Annotated in this window: 13 protein-coding genes; 12 read left to right on the top strand and 1 reads right to left on the bottom strand. The window is 51.0% G+C overall.

The features are described from left to right. The first annotated feature begins 84 nt into the window (after positions 1-84). The 5 genes from ACO064_RS03310 (at position 85) to ACO064_RS03290 (ending at position 10,404) form a co-directional block, all read left to right on the top strand. On the top strand, positions 85-2,715 hold the full coding sequence (locus ACO064_RS03310) for an ABC transporter permease (RefSeq protein WP_421825989.1): 2,631 nt from the start codon (positions 85-87) through the stop codon (positions 2,713-2,715). Positions 2,716-2,824: 109 nt separating this feature from the next. Beyond that, complete coding sequence (locus ACO064_RS03305) at positions 2,825-5,449, top strand: ABC transporter permease (RefSeq protein WP_421825988.1); 2,625 nt, start codon at positions 2,825-2,827, stop codon at positions 5,447-5,449. Between the two features lie 102 nt (positions 5,450-5,551). Then, positions 5,552-8,215: an ABC transporter permease gene (locus tag ACO064_RS03300; RefSeq protein ID WP_421825987.1), complete on the top strand. Its 2,664-nt coding sequence runs from the start codon at positions 5,552-5,554 to the stop codon at positions 8,213-8,215. 77 nt (positions 8,216-8,292) lie between these two features. Then, positions 8,293-9,450 (top strand): pyridoxal phosphate-dependent aminotransferase, encoded by a 1,158-nt coding sequence (locus ACO064_RS03295; RefSeq protein ID WP_421825986.1) that lies wholly within the window; start codon positions 8,293-8,295, stop codon positions 9,448-9,450. Positions 9,451-9,546: 96 nt separating this feature from the next. Then, positions 9,547-10,404, top strand: a complete 858-nt coding sequence (locus ACO064_RS03290) for a prephenate dehydrogenase (protein WP_421825985.1) — start codon at positions 9,547-9,549, stop codon at positions 10,402-10,404. Between the two features lie 79 nt (positions 10,405-10,483). Here ACO064_RS03290 and ACO064_RS03285 read toward each other — a convergent pair whose 3' ends face one another. Continuing rightward, a complete protein-coding gene (locus ACO064_RS03285) occupies positions 10,484-11,674 on the bottom strand; it encodes a GTPase family protein (protein WP_421825984.1) in 1,191 nt (396 codons plus the stop codon). Between the two features lie 835 nt (positions 11,675-12,509). Here ACO064_RS03285 and ACO064_RS03280 point away from each other — a divergent pair. From ACO064_RS03280 to ACO064_RS03250, 7 genes are all read left to right on the top strand, one after another. Beyond that, positions 12,510-13,286, top strand: coding sequence for a hypothetical protein (locus ACO064_RS03280; RefSeq protein ID WP_421825983.1), 777 nt, complete (start codon positions 12,510-12,512; stop codon positions 13,284-13,286). 175 nt (positions 13,287-13,461) lie between these two features. Further along, entirely contained in the window at positions 13,462-14,775 is a 1,314-nt protein-coding gene (locus ACO064_RS03275; RefSeq protein ID WP_421825982.1) for a TolC family protein, read from the top strand. Beyond that, positions 14,765-15,916 (top strand): efflux RND transporter periplasmic adaptor subunit, encoded by a 1,152-nt coding sequence (locus ACO064_RS03270; protein ID WP_421825981.1) that lies wholly within the window; start codon positions 14,765-14,767, stop codon positions 15,914-15,916. The genes ACO064_RS03275 and ACO064_RS03270 overlap by 11 nt, the downstream gene beginning before the upstream one ends. Positions 15,917-16,014: 98 nt before the next feature. After that, positions 16,015-17,271, top strand: coding sequence for an ABC transporter permease (locus ACO064_RS03265; RefSeq protein ID WP_421825980.1), 1,257 nt, complete (start codon positions 16,015-16,017; stop codon positions 17,269-17,271). A gap of 2 nt (positions 17,272-17,273) precedes the next feature. Further along, a complete protein-coding gene (locus ACO064_RS03260) occupies positions 17,274-17,966 on the top strand; it encodes an ABC transporter ATP-binding protein (RefSeq protein ID WP_421825979.1) in 693 nt (230 codons plus the stop codon). Further along, entirely contained in the window at positions 17,950-18,975 is a 1,026-nt protein-coding gene (locus ACO064_RS03255; RefSeq protein WP_421825978.1) for a sensor histidine kinase, read from the top strand. Before ACO064_RS03260 ends, ACO064_RS03255 begins: the two co-directional genes overlap by 17 nt. A 79-nt stretch (positions 18,976-19,054) precedes the next feature. Beyond that, positions 19,055-19,399 carry a hypothetical protein gene (locus ACO064_RS03250; protein ID WP_114406251.1) on the top strand — a complete coding sequence of 115 codons (345 nt, stop codon included), beginning with the start codon at positions 19,055-19,057 and terminating at the stop codon, positions 19,397-19,399. Positions 19,400-19,511: the final 112 nt, after the last annotated feature.

The raw sequence follows: 19,511 nt of genomic DNA, 5'->3' as shown, positions 1-19,511 counted from the left end.
ATAACGAAGTGGCTCTGCCAGCCATCAGCGTTCGTTACTGACATCATTTCGTTATTCAATATTCATTGTTCGATATTTTAACGTATGAACTCCAAACAACCGCCCCGCTGGGCTACCCGACTGCTGGAAATGGCCTGCGCTCCTCCTTTGCTGGAGGAGATGGAAGGCGATTTGTACGAGCGGTTTTTGCGGAATGCCCGGCTGTTCGGAGAACCGTACGCCCGTCGGCAGTATGTCCGGGAAGTGCTAGGGTTTGTGCGACGGCGACCGGGCCGAACGTCGGGCGTAATCCGGAAAAAAACGTCATTAGCGTATTCACAAGTATATCTATTTCAACCTGCTATGATCCGTAACTATTTCAAAACCGCCTGGCGTAATTTGCTGAAAAACCGGTTTTACTCCCTCATCAATATGACCGGCCTGACGGTCGGGCTGGCCGTTGGAATGCTGATTCTGCTGTGGGTGCAGGACGAACTGAGCTTCGACCGGTTTCATGCCAAAGCCGACCAGATTTACCGGCTTGAAAACCGGGTGGGAACGGGAAGCAGCCAGCAAATCTGGCGGTCCACCGTTGCGCCCATCGCTGAAATGGGAAGAAGGGAACTGCCCGAAATAAAAGATGCCGTTCGCATCACCCAAAGCAGTCTCTACAGCCTATACAAGTATGAGGAAAAGACCTTCACCAGCGAACGCTCGGCCTTTGTCGATCCTTCCCTGTTTTCAATCTTCGATTTTGGGCTGATCAAAGGAAATCCGGCGAATCCGTTCCCGAATGACCAGTCGGTTGTGTTGACGGAAGCCACCGCCCGGCGGTATTTTGGCGATGCCGAACCCATTGGAAAAGTGATTACGGCCGACGGAAAAAACCGCTTTACTGTCACCGGCGTGATCCGGAATTTTCCGAAAAACACCGCTTTTAACGGAGAACTTGATCTGCTGTTACCGATTTCGCTCTGGTTTAAAACCATTTATGCGGAACGGAAGGATGGCCGAAACAAGGATAACGATTTTCATGAATTCAACTATGTCACGTTTTTACTGCTCGAACCGGGCGTTTCCACGGAGGTTCTGGCCACCAAACTGCGGAACATTCACCTGCGGAACAAAGCGGATGATACCGATCTGACGTATCTGCTGCAAGCCCTGCCCGACATGCATTTGTACAAGTCGGACGGCAGTGATGGCGGTATCGAGACCGTTCGCATGTTTACCATCATTGCCCTGCTGATTCTGGTCATTGCCTGCATCAATTACGTTAACCTTTCCACCGCCCGCTCCATGCTGCGTTCCAAGGAGGTGAGTATGCGGAAAATCGTCGGCGCGGCCAAAGGGCAGTTATTCCTGCAGTTCATCATTGAAACCGCCCTGCTTTTCATGCTTTCGGCACTGCTGGCCATTGGGTTGATGAGGGTGTTGATGCCTTTCTACAACGAGCTTTCGGGAAAACAGCTCGTCATCGATTTAACAGACCTTCGGATGTGGCTGGTAATCGGGTTGACCATCACGGCCACCCTGCTGGTGTCGAGCATCTACCCGGCCCTGTTGCTCTCTTCATTCGAACCCCTGAAAGCCTTAAAAGGGAAAGTCTCGGCGCGGTTGACCGATGCGGTTTTTCGGAAGATTCTGGTCGTAACGCAGTTTGCGTTCACCGTCATTCTGATTTCCGGGACCTTGATCATCGGCAATCAGTTGGAATACATCCGCTCGAAGGAATTAGGCTATGATAAAAGTTACGTATTTTCTTTTTATATGCGGGATATGCAACGCCATTATGAGGTGGTAAAAGCCGATTTGCTGAATCAGCCGGGCATATCGGACGTGACCCGATCAAATGGTAATATTGTGTCGATTGGTATGCAAACCGGTAGCAATGAATGGGATGGAAAAGAAGCGGGCGAGACCATGATGATGCGACCCATGGCCATCGATAAGGATTTTATTTCCTTCTTTAAAATGAAGCTAAAGGTGGGTGAAAACTTCACCGGTTCCGTAACGGATACAACGCATTTTATTTTAAATGAAACGGCCGTAAAAGCGGCTCGTCTTACCAATCCGGTAGGAAAACGTTTTAAACTCTGGAACAAAGAAGGAACCATTATCGGCGTCGTAAAAGATTTTCATTTCGCTTCTATGAAGCAAAAAATCGAGCCGTCAATCTTTTTTTATTACCCCAACGATGAAGGACGGATTTTTATAAAAACGACGGGAAAGGATGCTGCTTCGGCCATTGCTTCGGCCGAACGGTTGTGGAAGCAATACAATGCCGAGTTTCCCTTCAACTACGCTTTTCTGGACGAAACCTTCGATGACCTCTACAAGACCGAGCAACGCACCGGCACACTCTTTAACGTGTTTGCCACCATTGCCATCCTGATTTCCTGTCTGGGCTTGTTCGGTCTGGTTGCCTACACGGCGCAGGTCCGCACCCGCGAGATTGGCGTTCGCAAGGTGCTGGGAGCCACCGTGCCGGGCATCATCGGGTTACTGGCCAAAGATTTCGTCAAGCTGGTGTTGATCGCCATCGTTCTGGCGGTTCCGGTGGCGTGGTATGCGATGGATTCGTGGCTCGAAGGGTTTGCGTATCGCATTGCTATCCACTGGTGGATGTTTGCCACGGCGGGGGTGCTGGCGCTGGCCATCGCGCTGCTGACGGTTAGTTTCCAAAGCATCAAAGCCGCGTTGATGAATCCGGTGAAGAGTCTGCGTTCGGAGTGAAAAATAGCACTGAATAACGAATATTGAATGTTGAATATCGAACACCGAAAAGCGGCCCGATTACTTCGATATTCGTTATTCAACATTCAGTATTCGATATTAAAACCACATGAAACCGCCAAAATACGCTGATAAACTGTTACAATTCTTCTGCGCTCCTCATCTTTTTGAGGAGATTCAGGGGGATTTATACGAGCGGTTTTTGCGAAATGCGAAGCTATTTGGACTCCCCTACGCCCGGCGGCAATATGCGCGGGAAGTGCTGAGTTTTCTAAAACCCCGGGCTGGATTGCCCTTTTTCTTCAAACGACAAGCGAACGAACATCCATCCATCTCTTTCCTGAATCCTGGTATGATTCGCAATTATCTGAAAATCGCCTGGCGGAACATCGCCCACAACAAATCGTTTTCGACCATCAACATTCTGGGCCTGGCGCTTGGCCTGGCGTGCAGCCTGCTCATTCTGCTCTGGATTCAGGACGAATGGAGCGTCGACGCCTATCACGCCAATGGCCCGCAGCTTTACAACGTCATGGAACGCCAGTTCTACGACGGCAAAGTGGAGGCAAGCCCGGGAACACCCGCTTTGCTGGCTGATGAACTGAAAAAAGAATTCCCGGAAATTGTCTACGCGTCCGGCCTTTCCTGGGAGCAGGAACTGACGTTTTCGGTGGGCGAAAAGCTGAACAAGGAAAAAGGCCGGGCTGTCGGTGCCGACTGGTTTAAAATGTACAGTCTTCCCTTGTTAGCCGGAACGGCCGAAACCGCCTTAAACGGGCCGACAAACATTGCCATTTCGCGGAAACTCGCGGAGAATTATTTTGGTAGCCCGCAGGCGGCTATGGGACAGAGCATTCGACTCGGTAACAAAGACGATTATCAGGTCAGTGCGGTTTATGAGATGCCGAAAAACAGCTCCGAAACCTACGATTATGTGCTGAGTTGGGCCGATTTTATGCGGCACAATGAATGGCTCAAAGAATGGGGCACCAACGCGCTTCAAACCCGCATCCAACTTCGAACTGACCGCAACGGTGTAGCCGCCGATCCCGGTCGGCTGGAAGCCAAGATGAAGGCTTTTCTGAAAAAGTACAATCCGAAAATGGAAAAGGAGGGGTTGGATATTCAGCTTTTTCTGCAACCCTACCCGGAAGCGTATCTCTATTCCAATTTCAAAAACGGCTATCAGGATGGCGGGCGCATCGAATACGTCCGGTTGTTTGGCGTCGTGGCGGTTTTTATCCTGCTGATTGCCTGCATCAATTTCATGAATCTGGCCACGGCCCGGTCGGTGAAGCGGGCGCGGGAAGTAGGCGTTCGGAAGGTGGTTGGCGCCGGTCGGGGCTTGCTGATCGGGCAGTTCATTGGCGAGGCAATGGTGCTGACGTCGCTGGCACTGGTGGTGGCCGTGGGCGTGGTCTGGATGCTATTGCCAACCTTCAACACACTGACCGAGAAGCACATCACGTTCCAGTTTACGGACCCATCGTTCTGGGTAACCTTGCTGGTCATGACCCTGGCCACGGGTTTGATTGCGGGCAGTTACCCCGCCCTTTTCTTATCGTCACTAAATCCGGTTCGGATCTTGAAAGGAAGCATCCGGTTTGGTTCCGGGGCGCGACTTTTCCGGCAGAGCCTGGTGGTTTTTCAGTTCGCCCTGTCGATGCTGTTGATCATCGGAACCATCATGGTCTACCGGCAAATCGATTTTATCCAGACCAAAAACCTGGGCTACGACCGGGAGGGAATGATTTACCTCCAGGCTGAGGGGGATTTGGCCGCCAAATACGAAACGTTCAAACAGGAACTGCTCCGAATGCCGGGCATTCAGACCGTAACGTTCATGAACGGAACGCCAACTACCAGTTTCGGCACGACGGGCAACGTCCAATGGCCGGGTAAAGATCCGGCCACCAACGTCCAGTTTCAGTTTTCACAAGTCGATTATGATTTCACGAAGACCCTGAAAGTCAAGGTTGCCGGGCGCGATTTCTCACGCGATTTTGCCACCGACTCGGTCAGTTATCTGATCAACAAAACCGCAGCCCGCCGGATTGGCTACCGGGACCCGATCGGAAAACCGCTGACTTTGTGGGGCAAACCCGGTTTGATCATCGGAGTGGTCGACGATTTCCACCAGAATTCCATGCACGTGGCCATCGAACCGTTCATTGCTAAATTGAGTCCGGCCGCCGGGGGGAAAAACATCATCATTCGCACCCAGCCGGGCCAAACCAAACAAGCCCTGGCGAGTCTGGAAATGATGTGGCGACAACTGAATCCAAAGTTTCCGTTCACCTACCAGTTTGCTGATGAGGCCTTTCAGCGATTGTACCGCAGCGAAACCGTGGTCGGCACGCTGGCCAACTCCTTCGCGTTTCTGGCCATTTTTATTTCCTGTTTAGGCTTGTTTGGGCTGGCGGCTTTCATGGCCGAACAGCGCACGAAAGAAATTGGTGTCCGGAAAGTGCTGGGTGCTTCGGTGACGAGCATTGTGGGTCTGCTTTCGCAGGATTTTCTCAAACTTGTAGGGGTCGCCATCGTCTTTTCCACGCCCGTAGCCTGGTATGCCATGAACCGGTGGTTGCAGGATTATGCCTACAAAGTCGACATCGCATGGTGGGTGTTTGCGTTGGCGGGCTTGCTGGCGGTCGGCGTTGCCTTGCTCACCATCAGTTTCCAAAGCATCAAAGCCGCGTTGATGAATCCGGTGAAGAGTCTGCGTTCGGAATGAAAAGTAACACTGAATATCGAATGTTGAATAACGAATATCGAAGTGCGGTCCGATTACTTCGATATTCATTATTCAACATTCAGTATTCGATATTAAAATGATATGAAGCCGCCTGGATATGCTGATAAATTGTTGCAATTCTTTTGCGCTCCTCACTTGCTGGAGGAGGTGCAGGGCGATTTGTACGAACGCTACGGGCGGGATCTGGCGGAGGTGGGCGTCCGAAAAGCCAACCACCGGTATGTGGCTAATGTGTTGAAATTTATTAAGCCTTTTGCGCTGAAACGTCAGACCAATCAGTATCCGTCACCCTCTTTTCTGCATCCTGTCATGATTCGCAATTATCTCAAAACCTCGTTCCGAAACCTGACCAAAAACAAGGTTAGTTCGCTGATCAATCTTTTCGGCCTGAGTCTGGGCGTAACCGCCTGTCTGGTGATATACCTGATTACCAATTATGAATTGAGCTACGATACGTTTCACCCCGACCGGGAACGGATTTATCGGTTGGTTGGGGTTGAAAAGTCCGACCCCGAAGGAGAAACCCGACCGGCGGGTTTCGTTCCCAATGGCATGCCGCTGGCGGTTCGGAACGAGGTTACGGGACTGGGAACGGTCGCGGCTTTTCACAATATCAACTCAGCGGTTTTAATTCCGAATGGGCAGGAAAAGCCGAAGCGGTTTGAAGCCGGAAAACACAATGTCGACAATGAGGAGATTATCGTTGCCGAACCCCAGTACTTCGACATTTTCAAGTACCAATGGCTGGTCGGTGATCCGAAAACCGCTTTGAAAGAACCGTATCAACTCGTGCTTTCTGAGCGAAAAGCCCGCAAATACTTCGGCGATTTGCCACTCGAACAAATCATTGGGAAAGATGTCATTTATTGGGATTCGCTTCGGGTCAGGGTGAGCGGTATTGTGAAGGAATGGGACAGACCGACCGATTTCACGTTTACGGATTTCATTTCTTTCGCAACCATTCGCAGTAACCAGATGATGAAAGGGAGCATTGACCTCGATCAGTGGGAGGCCCTCTGGTCGGCGTCGCAGGCATTTGTAAAATTACCCGAAGGCGCGAAACCCGAGCAGTTTTCGACTTCTTTTCAACAATTTTCCCGTCGTCATTTTCAGAATAAATTCAAATTTGTACCTGGCTTGCAACCGCTTTCCGATCTGCATTTTAATGCGGATTATGCCGATAATTATGCCCGGAAAGCCCACCTACCCACTTTATATGGCATGATGGGCGTGGCAGTTTTTATCCTGCTGATTGCCGCCATCAATTTCATCAATCTGGCAACGGCGCAATCGGTGCAGCGGTCGAAGGAAGTGGGCGTTCGGAAGGTGCTGGGAAGTAGCCGGAAAAGCCTGATTTTTCAGTTCTTGAGCGAAACAACTTTACTGACCCTTCTGGCTGTTGGTATTGCGTTGGTGCTTGTCAATCCAATCCTTTCCGCATTTCAATCGCTCACGCCCAGAGGCCTGACTTTCGACTTATTCAGTCTGCAAACCTTGGTGTTTTTATTGATCGTCACGATTACAACGACTTTGCTGGCCGGTTTTTATCCTGCGCTGATTCTATCGTCTTATTTGCCCGCGCTGACGCTCAAAGGGCAAAGTGCGCTGAAAGGTGGAAATAAAGGATATCTGCGCAAAGGATTGATTGTCTTTCAGTTTTCGGTTTCGTTGACCTTTATAAGCGGATCGCTGATCGTTGAACGCCAGCTCAATTACGTCCGGAATAAAGACCTGGGCTTTTCGACCGACGCCATTATTGAAGTAAAGACCGCGCGGGTGGGAAAAACCGAATTGCTGGCCGAAAAAATCAGACAGCTTTCCGGCGTCGAACGGGTGACGAAGCAGTGGTTTCCGCCGATGGGCATGGGCTACATGATGACCAAAATGAAGTACCACTACAAAAAAGAAATTGAACTGGATGTGTCAGCTAAAGTGGGCGATGCGAATTTTATTCCGCTCTACAACCTTCGGTTACTGGCTGGCCGAAACTTCCACAAAAGCGATTCGCTCCGGGAACTGGTCATTAATGCCACATTCGCAAAACGATTGGGTTTCCAAAAACCGGCAGATGCGCTAAATCAATTCCTGGATTTTGACGGTAAAAAATACCCCATTGTCGGCGTAGTGGCCGATTTTCATGAGCAGTCATTTCACTACAAAATTGATCCGACTTTTATCGGTCTCCTGCCGCAAGCCCGAAATATCGGTGTCAAAATGACGACGAAAGGCAAGTCCGCCAACGATTTGAAAGCGACGCTGGCAAGCATTGAAGCCCAATGGAAAACCGTGCATCCCGATAAAAAATTCGAGTACGATTTTCTGGACGACCGGATTGCTCAACTCTACGAAAAGGAACAGAAAACCAGTCGATTAGTTAATACCGCAACGGCCATTGCCATCCTGATTTCCTGCATGGGACTGTTTGGTCTGGCGACGTTTACTGCCGAGCAGCGCACCAAAGAAATCAGCATCCGGAAAGTGCTGGGCGCGTCGGTAGCCGGCATTGTTGCCCTTTTGTCGAAGGACTTCCTGAAACTGGTGTTCATTGCCCTGATGCTGGCCGCGCCCGTGGCCTGGTGGGCCATGAACGAATGGCTGAAAGACTTTGCCTACAAAGTAGACATCGAGTGGTGGGTCTTTGCCCTGGCCGGTCTCCTGGCGGTTTTCATCGCTCTGTTGACGATCAGTTTCCAAAGCATCCGGGCGGCCCTGATGAATCCGGTGAAGTCGTTGCGGAGCGAGTAATTACACGGAAATAGCGTACTTTTGCGGTCTCGTTATTTTATCCGTGTAATGATCGCTTTGGCGACCCGAATTAACCAATGATTATTCCATTAGCCCACCGTGCCGGACAAACGCAGGAATATTACTTCTCGGTCAAGTTGGCCGAAGTTCGTAAACTGCTGGCTGCCGGGCACGATGTGATCAACATCGGCATCGGTAATCCCGATATGATGCCGTCCGACAATACGATTCAGGCCTTGACGCAATCGGCGCAGCAACCGAATGCACACGGGTATCAGTCTTACAAAGGAACGCCCGGTTTTCGGAACGCCATTGCCGGTTATTACGCCCATACGTACGGCGTCTCGCTTGATCCCGAAACGGAAATCCTGCCACTTCTGGGATCAAAAGAAGGCATTACGCACATTTCGCTGACCTTCCTGAACGAAGGAGACGAAGTGTTGGTGCCGGAACTGGGCTATCCGGCCTACAACGCCGTGAGCAAAATGGTGGGTGCCCATGTGCGCAACTATCCGCTTTTGGAAAACCGGGGCTGGCAACCGGATTGGGAAGCAATGGAAGAACTGGTGTCTGACAATGCCAAGATTCTCTGGCTCAATTACCCGCACATGCCAACGGGCGCTCCGGCCACGCAAAAACTCTTCGAGCAGGCTGTTCGGTTTGCCTACGACTATAGTCTGTTGCTTTGCCACGACAATCCGTATAGCCTGGTTCTGAATAAAAAACCGCCCATCAGCCTGCTTTCCATTGACGGGGCCAAGGAGGTGGTGATTGAAATGAACTCGATGAGCAAGTCGCACAACATGGCAGGCTGGCGGGTTGGCTGGATGGCGTCGTCGAAACCGTACATCGATGCGGTTTTGTCGATCAAAAGTAACGTCGATTCGGGGATGTTCAAACCGGTTATGGACGCGGCCGCCGAAGCATTGACCAATTCGGACGCCTGGCACGCGGAGCGAAACGCGGTGTATGAAGGCCGTCTGGAAGCCGCTACCGCTTTTCTGGAAGCCCTGAATTGCACCTACACCAACGATCAGGAGGGCATGTTTTTGTGGGCCAAACTGCCGGATTCTATTGAATCGGCCGCAACGCTGGTGGATGACCTGCTCTACAACAAGCACATTTTCATTGCCCCCGGTTTTATCTTTGGCCCGAAAGGAAACCGTTACATCCGGGTGTCGTTGTGTATGCCCAAAGAGCGAATCTGGGAAGCTGTTCAAAGAATCTCTAAATAAACCCTGATTCCCTCTGATGTACTCTGATCAACTCTGTGAAACAACGATTACACAGAGTTGATCAGAGTACATCAGAGGGAAGCGGAGCAAAATAATATGGTAATCACAATCATTGGAGTGGGTTTATTGGGTGGGTCGTTTGCGCTGGCGGTTCGGGAGAAATACCCGAAGGCGAAATTTATCGGCGTGGATGCGTCTCCTGTGCATGGCAAATTGGCATTGGCTAAAGGCATCGTCGACGAAATGAAACCGTTGGACGAGGCCGTGGACATCAGCGACCTGGTTGTGCTGGCTACACCCGTCAACAGCATTCTGGAATTGCTGCCCCGGATTCTGGATCAATTGCCGAAAGGAGCCACCGTCACCGACCTGGGATCAACGAAAGAACTGATTTGCCAATTGGTTGATAATCATCCGAAACGGTCGCAGTTTGTGCCTGTTCACCCGATGGCGGGGACCGAAAATTCGGGGCCGGGGGCGGCTTTCCGGGAGTTGCTGCCCGGTAAAAACCTCATCATTTGCGACCGGGAGAAAAGCGACCATGACAGTCTGAAACTGGTGGAGGCCTTGTTCAGCGACATCGGCATGAAGCTCTTTTACATGAACCCACAGGAGCATGATTTGCACCTGGCCTACGTTTCGCACCTGAGCCACATCAGTGCCTTTGCGTTGGGACTGACGGTTTTGGAAAAGGAAAAAGACGAACAGGCCATTTTCGACATGGCCAGCACCGGTTTTAGCTCCACGGTGCGGCTGGCGAAAAGTTCTCCGCAAATGTGGGCCCCCATTTTCGACCAGAACCGGACGAATGTCTCCCAGGCTCTTGCCGATTACATCGAATTTTTGCAGCAGTTTAAAGCCATTATCGACGATCAGAACCTGGACGATTCATTTGAATTTATGGCCAAAGCCAACCAGATCCGTCGGGTGTTGGAGGGAATCGACCGGAAGTGAAAACGCCCCTAAATCCCCTAAAGAGGACTTTTGCATCCTAAATTGGCGAGTCCAAGTCCCCTTCAGGGGATTTAGGGGCTTATGCCTTGCTTCGTTCCCCTTCAAAAACCGCTTTGGCTTTCTCAATGCTTTTCTTTTGAATGAAGTGAGTGGTTGCCGCTCTGCCGATGCCCAGGGTTGCGGTGGTCGCAATACCGGCGGAAACCGCACTGCCCACCCCCGGAAAGAAGATTTTGACGGAAGCCCGGGCCAGTTCGCGCAGCACCAGACCCGCACTGATTGTAGCCCCGATGGCGGTTAGGAATTCTTTCGCGGTATCCTGACTCAACTGACGACCAGCGACGTAGGCAATGGCGATGATCAGCGTGATCTGCAACGAAGTGATCGGAATGATATCGCCCAATGGAATCGGAACGGCGGCAATGCCTCCACAAATGGCTGCGACCACTTTGGTGAGCCGGTTGGCAATCGACTCCTGGAGCGTACGAACCTGACTCAGCCGGGCAAAAGCCAGTTTGCCTTCTTTCGGCAGTTCATTGAAAATATAATCCAGCAATTCATCGATCCGCCAGCGCTCGTCGGAGCGAAGAGCGTCATTTTTCCAGGACTGGTACGATGAGACGCCCAGTACCGTAATCAGCGATTCTTTTAGATACGGGTCGGCTTCGAATTTCGTTTTGAGCAGATTTTCAATGACCTTGACCCGTTCCAGCTTTTCGTTCAGGTCGTCCGGGTCTTCGTCTTCCGGTTGGTGCAACCGCACATTTTTGGGTTCGAGCGTATCGCAATGGGTGGCGACGACCAGAATGGGCGGGCGGTAATTGTGGACTTTTTCAACGGTTTTACTGATTTCCGTGAGCGCTTCGAGGTCGGGGTTGATCCCGGCATCGGCTTCGGTGGCCTTGATCAGAAACAGGATTAAATCCGGGGCTTTCTCTTTTAAGGCGTTGAGGATCGACTCGATGGGAGAGGCTGCGGCATCGGCTTCGTCGGGGCGCGAACCCTCCTGTAAACCGCGGGTGTCCAGAATGTCGAGGGTTCCCATGTCGCTCGAATACGGCCACCAGGTGGCTTCGCCGGTTTGGGCTTTTTCGTGACCCACTTCCGCGACCTTCCGCCCAAAAATCGCGTTGATCAGGGATGACTTGCCGCTGCCCCGCCGTCCGACGAGGGCAAAACGGGGAGAACGCGTTTCAACGAGCAACTGGCGGAATTCGCGGATTTCCTGGCGGACGTCTTTGGCGACAGACTCCGGGACACGATCAAGCAAGGTTTCCAGTTTTTGTAGGACCTCACTGATCTGGGATTGCAGGGGTTGGTTCATGGGGTCAAGTATAGGCAATTGGGCCGGTATTCGTTCCGGAAATTACAGCATCGGTGTAATACCATACACCATCTGTGCATTTTTTGTTTGGAGGATTTTTTTGAATAAAACCGCTCCGGATTCCTCGAATTTCCCGGACGCCCCGGATTTTTCCGGGCACCCCGAATTTTCCGAACACCCCGGATTTCCAGGATACCCCGGATTTTCCGAACGTCCCGGATTTCCCGGATTTCCAGGATACCCCAGATTTTCCGAACGCCCCGGATTTCCCGGATTTCCAGGATACCCCAGATTTTCCGAACGTCCCGGATTTCCCCGGACGCCCCGGATTTTCCGGATACCCGGACGCCCCGACCATCCCGATTCCCCGGACGATGTCCGGGGCTAATGATGACAGCCCGTTGGGCTGTTGGTGAGGGGCGATTATATAGCCCGAAGGGCTCTTCATCATTAACCCCGGACATCGTCCGGGGCTAATGGCTTATGCTGGTCTGAGTAGAACCCTGAAAGGGTTGAATAGAATTGGAATATATCTTTTCAGGGTGCTAGGCGGTTAATCGTACCTGTTTCGGATGCCCGAATTTCCCGACACCCTGGATTCTCCGAACGACACCCCGGGTTCCCCGAACGACGCCCCGGGTTCCCCGGACGATGTCCGGGGCTAGTGATGGTAGCCCGTTGGGCTACGATACGTGTGATGATGATAATAATTTGAGGGTAACTTCCAACGGTTCAGGTGACTATCGGGTCTACCCTCCAAATGACCAAACCCCGTTCTCTTATGAAAAACCGACTACTTCTGTTGCTTTCGGCATCCTTGTGGCTAGCCTGTCAGCCCGGTGACTCTTCTGAATTTGGCATCGAACCCGGCGGCAATACCTACAACGACGAAGCGTCGCCGACCCAAAAGCTCTATTGCAACGGCACCAACTGTGATAACCCCAACAACATTGAAAAGTACTCCTACAACTCGGCCGGAAAGTTGACACGAATCGATTACGTTGGCCGGGTCGCCAGCGGGAAAATGGAGACGTATTCGTACTATGAATACCGTTATAATTCGAATGGTCAGTTGGTTGGAAAAACCCGGTTTGGCAAATACGGCAGTGCTTCCGAATGGGTCGCTTACGAAGAAACCGAGTATGAGTACGCCGATGGGGTGCTGAAAACCGAGCGAAATTATTTCAACCAGCGTAATCCGGAGCAACGCGTGCTGACCGGTCTGGTCGAATACACGTATAAAGACGGAAAAAAAACAGAGCAAAAGTGGTTCGATTCCAACCAAAAACTGAGTCGGCGAGTGGTCTATGAATATCAGGAGAATGTGTTGATCCGCGAAACATGGTATTTGGATACCGATAAAGCATTTCGCTTGTTTACGCATACGTTCGCCGGAAACCGCCGGCAAATCAGCGAACATTTACCCAACAGCAGCGATCAAATTGCGCTAATTGAAAAGATCTACGATAAACAGGGGCGGATTTTAACCGAAGAAACCAAGGTGAACAATCCCTTTCTGTGCGTGATGATTGCAGGAATTATCCGGTATACGTATTGAAGACCGGTTTCGCAAAATAAAACCGAACCAGAGGGCAATCCGCAGCGGGTTGCCTTTTTTGATTCATTCGCTCGCCTAAATGTCCGGTTTGGGGCTTTATTCTTCCGGTTCGCGGAGGTAAAAAAGACAAGGAGAAACCTTTTTTTTTGATTTGTACAGGAATTTCGATTCGTGTATGAAAAAGGTGTTCATCGTCATCCTGTTGTTAGTCTGCCGTGAAGGAGGGGCGCAAACCGTCGTTCGGACGGTGCAGGAGGCCGTTCAACTGGCCCGGCAGCAAAATCCCGATCTGAAAATTGCCCGGCAAAACCGCATCACGCAGGAGCAGCAACGGGCCGCCACCCGCGCCGGCCTGATGCCAACGGCCCGGGCATTTACCAACCTCGACTATAATTATGCCCTGCCGACGCAGTTGATTCCGGCGGAGTTTCTGGGTGGTCAGCCCGGCGAATTCCGGTCACTGCAATTTGGCGTCCCATTCAACCTGACGGCGGGCGTGGAGGTTTCGATGCCCTTGCTGAGTCGCCCGAACCGCCTGGATGTTGGATTGACCAACCAGAATTTACGGATCATCGACGACCAGAATCTGGTGTTGCAGGACGAGGTGGCGACGCAGGTTGCGCGGGTGTACCACGCCACGCTGCTGACCCGTTCGGCCATCGACATTGCCCGCCGAAACGTGGCCAACGCCGATACTGTCGCGACCATTGCCCGGTATCGGCTGGAAAAAGGCCAGATCGAACCGCTGGAATACAACCGCCTGCAATCCATCCGGCTGACGGCCGAGGATGTGCTGCGGCAAAATGAACTGAGTTATGTCCGCAACCGAAACCAGATGAAAGTGTTGCTGGGGCTTACCGTGCAGGATTCGCTGGTGCTGGAGCAGGATCTTATTGGGTCGTCTGCGCAAACCGGTTTTGCGGCCCTGAACGGAACCGTCGAACGCCCACAGATCATCGTTCGCCGTTCGCAACTGGCGCTGTTTCAACAGCAGTTGAACCGGGAAAATGCCTTACGATGGCCAACTTTGTCGGTATATGCCCGGTATTCGGCCCAGGCGCAACGGAAACAGTTCGACTTTCTGGATTTTAGCGAAAAGTGGTTTCCTATTGGTGTAGCCGGTTTACAACTCAATATTCCCCTGTATACGGGCGGCTTGCGAACGGCTAACCTGAGCCGCGCCCGGCTGCGGATCGAGCAGGCCCAGACCGAACTGGCGTATGAACAAATGCGCGCGGAAGTCGACAATCAGGATATTCTGAATGCGTATAACCAGGCCGTTCGTTCGCTGGTTTTTAACCGGCAGAATTTCGAATTGAACGAGCAGAATACGCAGATTGCCCTGGTGAAATACCGGGCGGGAGTTTTTGCATACGACCAGTATCTGAACGTATTCAATGAGTCGTTGAACGCCCAGAACCGCTACCTGAATACGTTGTCGAATGTGTTTATTAATCAGACGATTTTGCAGATCAGAAATGGACAATAAAGCACACCCCGGAACTGCACACAGATGCCTGCTTTCATCCGTTGCGGGAAAGCGAAAGGGACTCATTCTGCTGGCTATAGCGGTTTTATCCGGCTGTAACCGGAAAGAAGAAGGCACTTCGCCGACTTATAGAGACCTGACGGAAGCGGTTTATGCATCGGGCGGTATTTACCCGCGGAATGAGTACAAAGTGCTGGCCAATGCCGACGGTATTTTGCAACAAAAGCTCGTCAGCGAAGGCGATTCGGTCAAACGCAGTCAGTTGCTGTTTGTGCTGGAAGGCATTACGCAGGGTGCACGTGAACAGGCTACGGCCAACATTTACCGGCAGTCGCAGGCCAACCTGAGCGACAACTCGCCGGTTTTAGCCGAACTCGAAGCGCAGGTTCGCACGGCGCAAACCCGCCTGGCCAACGACTCGGTCAACTATGCCCGTTACCGGGATTTGTACCAGCAAAACGCGACTTCCAAAGCCGAACTGGAGCGGGTTCAACTGGCCTACCAGACATCCCGAAACGACTATACCGCCCGGCGAAGTTCGCTGCAACGCACCCGGAATCAGTTGTATGTCGACTTGCAAAACTCACGGAGTCAGTACGTGGCCAGCGGGCAGGAGCAGGGCAATACCCGCGTCCGGAGTTTTGTGGATGGTAAGGTGTACGAGATTTTGAAAGAACCGGGCGAAGTCATCCGCCGGAACGACCAGCTTGCGCTGATTGGAAGCGGTCATGATGTGTATGTGAAACTGGCGGTCGATGAAAGCGATTTCGGAAAGATGCGGCAGGGGCAGGACGTGGTCGTCAAAGCGGATGTCTATCCCAATAAAGTGTTCAAAGCCCGGGTGCGGAAGATTTATCCGAAGCTGAACCGGGTCGATCAGTCGTTCCGGGTCGATGCGGATTTTGTCGGTGAACGGCCCGATGCGTATTACGGATTGACGGTCGAAGCCAACATCATCATCAGCCAGAACAACCGGGTACTGACGATTCCGAAGTCGTATGTGGTTGGAAATGATAGCGTTTGGGTGAGTGAGAACGGCGAAAAAAAGAAGATTCGAATCGTGAAGGGCGCCGAAAATTTCGATCTGGTTCAGGTGAAAAGCGGTTTGAACGAGAAGTCTGTTGTGGTTAATCCAGAATGAAGTAATTACACAGAGTTAATCAGAGGATAGCAGAGTTAATCAACGATTTTCTCTGATACCCTCTGATTAACTCTGTGCAACAACCACCTTTAAATTTCATGAATCTCAGCATCACCACCCAGATTGCCAAAACGCACCTGCTGTCGAAGAAGCGGCAAACCCTCGTTGCCATGCTGGGCGTGACGTTCGGGATTGCCATGTTCATCACCATGATTTCGTTCATGCAGGGCGTCAACCAGTTTCTGGAAGACTCGGCGCTGGACGCCAGTCCGCACGTGCGGATGTACAACGAGGTGAACACGCAACGCCCCGCCCTGATCGACCAGTTGAATCGGAGCGACTCGGCATTCAACGTCATCCACCACCAGAAACCGAAGGAACAGTTGTCACGGCTGAAAAACGGTTTTTTGATCGCCCGCCGGATTGAGCAGGAACCGGGCGTGCTGGGGGTTTCGCCCCAACTCAGCACGCAGGCGTTCTATAACAATGGTCCCATTCAGATTTCCGGCACGATTTCCGGGGTTGACATTGATCGTGAAAACCGCCTGTACAACCTGAAAAGCCGGTTAAAATCCGGAACCATTGAAGCCTTGCGGAGCAACCCGAATGGCCTGATTATGGGCAATGTGCTGGCCCGGAAGCTCAACGTTCGCGAGGGGGATAAGGTGAGTGTGACCACGCCGACGGGGGGGACGATGATTCTGCGGGTGGTCGGAACCTTTGGGTTTGGCATCGGAACGGTCGATAACACCAAGAGTTACGCCAATCTGTCGACGGTGCAGGAGATTTTGCAGAAAGATGCCAGCTACGTGACCGATATTCACATCAAAATGTTCGATCCGTTGCGGGCACTGCCACTGGGTAAAAAACTGCGGGCCATGTACGGATATTATACAGAAGATTGGGCCACGGCAAACTCGGCCATCCTGGCAGGCGAAAAAATCCGGAATGTCATGACGTTTGTGGTATCGATGACGCTGTTGGTGGTGGCTGGGTTTGGCATTTATAACATCATGAACATGAATGTCATCAATAAAATAAAGGACATCGCCATTCTAAAAGCGACCGGTTTTGAGGGAAAAGATATCGTCCTGATTTTTCTGTTCCAGGCGGTTTTTATTGGTTTATTGGGCGGTTTTATGGGATTAGCCATTGGTTTTACGCTCAGTTATTTATTATCAATCACCCCCTTCGATACGGGAGGCTTTGTAAGCCTCAAAACGTTCCCGGTTATTTTTGATTTGAAATACTATGGAATGGGGCTGCTCTTCGGGTTGATGACGACTGTTTTAGCCGGTTATTTTCCTTCGCGCAAAGCTTCAAAAGTGGACCCGGTTTCGATATTAAGAGGATAACGATGGAAAAGGTATTAAAAGCGTCCCATTTCAATAAGTACTTCACCGAACCCGATCGATTTCAGGTGCTGAAAGATGTGACGTTCGAGGTCGATAAAGGTGAATTTCTGGCGATCGTTGGCAAGTCGGGTTGTGGCAAATCGACGTTGTTGTATTTGCTGTCGACGATGGATACGGAGTATGAAGGAACGCTGGAAATTAATGGGCAGACGTTAACGGGGCGAAGTCAGGATTATCTGTCGAAGTTTCGCAATGAACACCTCGGTTTTGTGTTTCAGTTTCACTTTTTGCTGCCGGAATTCACCACCTTACAAAACGTAATGCTCCCAGCCTTAAAACTGGGGAAATATTCAGAAAAAGAAGTGGAACACCGGGCCTACGAAAAGCTGAAAATGATCGGGATGGAAGACCACGCCCGCAAGCTGTCGAGCAAGTTATCGGGCGGACAGCAGCAACGCGTGGCCATTGCCCGCGCCTTGATCAACGATCCGACCATCGTGATGGGCGACGAACCAACGGGAAACCTGGACAAGACCAATACCGGGATTGTTTTCGATATTTTCCGCGAAATTGCGCAGGAAAACCACCAAACCATAATTGCAGTCACCCATGATCCCGACTTTGCGGCTGGTTGCGACCGGGTTATTGAGATGTCGGACGGCATGATTATTTCCAGCCATGAAAATCAAGTTTAACAAATACGTCGAGCTGCTATTGCTGTGGGGAGCGCTGGGTGGCGTGGTGGGTCGCCAGTGGCTGATGCCTGATATTACGTGGCAGGTTCAGATTGAATTATTCTTTTTGTCTTTTTTTGTTTTGAACGCCATCTGGCTTTTTCATTACTGGTTCAACGACTACCTGAACCAGCGATTACCCTTTGAGAAAAATATCAAATTACGCGTTGTGATTCAGATCATTGGTGGCTGGGGCATTGTAAAAACCGTGTATCTGGTAATTAGTTATTTCGTTTATACCGAGTTTTTATCGGCTAAACTAATCAGCATTCCCTTACTCAACCGGTTCAGTGTCATTATCATTGGGATGACAGTTTTTTTAGCGAATACGGTGGTGTGTCTGGGCTTTATCGCCAGCCATTTTCTGAAACAATGGCAGGAGAATGCCATTCGGGCGACGCAACTTGAAAAGGAAAAAGTTCAGGTGCAGCTCGATAGCTTAAAAAATCAGATCAGCCCGCATTTTCTCTTCAATAGTTTGTCGTCGCTGGACGGCTTGATTCATGAAAACCCGGATTTAGCCTCTCAGTTTTTGCGGCAGTTATCGAAAGTATTCCGGTATGTCATCCAGCACAAAGACAAGGATCTGGTGAGTTTAACCACCGAAACCGACTTTATAAATAACTATATTCTGCTCCTGAAAACCCGCTTTAACGGATCGCTTGATATTCAGGTAAAAATTCCACAAGCCTACGCTGACAAAGCCATTGTGCCGGTAACTTTACAAATTCTGATTGAGAATGCCATCAAGCACAATGTCGCCAATGCCGGGCAGCCGCTGACCATTCAGATCGTGGTGGATGAAGACTACATCTCCGTCGAAAATAACCTGCAGCGAAAACCGCGGGTTGAAACGTCGAATGGGCAAGGGTTGACGAATTTGAAAGCCTTATACCATTTTTTGAGTGAGAAGGAAGTAAAAGTGGAAGAGCATGAAGACCGGTTTCGGGTGAGCGTTCCCTTGGTTTAATGAAAAATGAACCCTGAAAAATAACAAATGAATGGCCAATCGTCGTACATTGTGCGCAATCATCATTTCGTAAAAAACTATGACGCACGCACACAATGCCGACCAACTGCTGGACATCACGCTCCGGGAGTTGACAACCGATCCGGTTCATTTGCAACCGATGGCCAACAGCTTTATTGATCAATGGGTCCGGGCGCTGGGATCGGGACACCTGGTTCTGGATGATATTTCGGATGAACTGGAGCAACTGAAAGCCGCTCTGGCCACCGGAAAAAGCTTGCTGATTGCCGAGTCGCTGCATTCACTGGCGAAGCTGACCCGGAAAAGTCTGGAAAATGCGGAGGAGGAGATGAAAGGAAAACTTCAGGAACTGGCGACCACGCTGGATGCGGTTTCGACGGGATTGGGAAGAAAAGGAAAATAAAAGAAGAAGGATAATAATGAATATTGAATAACGAATATCGAATAATGAAGTCTTGAACGCATGAGCCTTCTTTTTTCATTATTCGATATTCGTTATTCAACATTCATTATTT

The sequence above is a fragment of the Larkinella sp. genome (assembly GCF_965227735.1).
Lineage (GTDB): Bacteria > Bacteroidota > Bacteroidia > Cytophagales > Spirosomataceae > Larkinella.
Note: the sequence above shows the minus strand (reverse complement) of the source record. Positions and strands in the feature narration are given on the sequence as shown.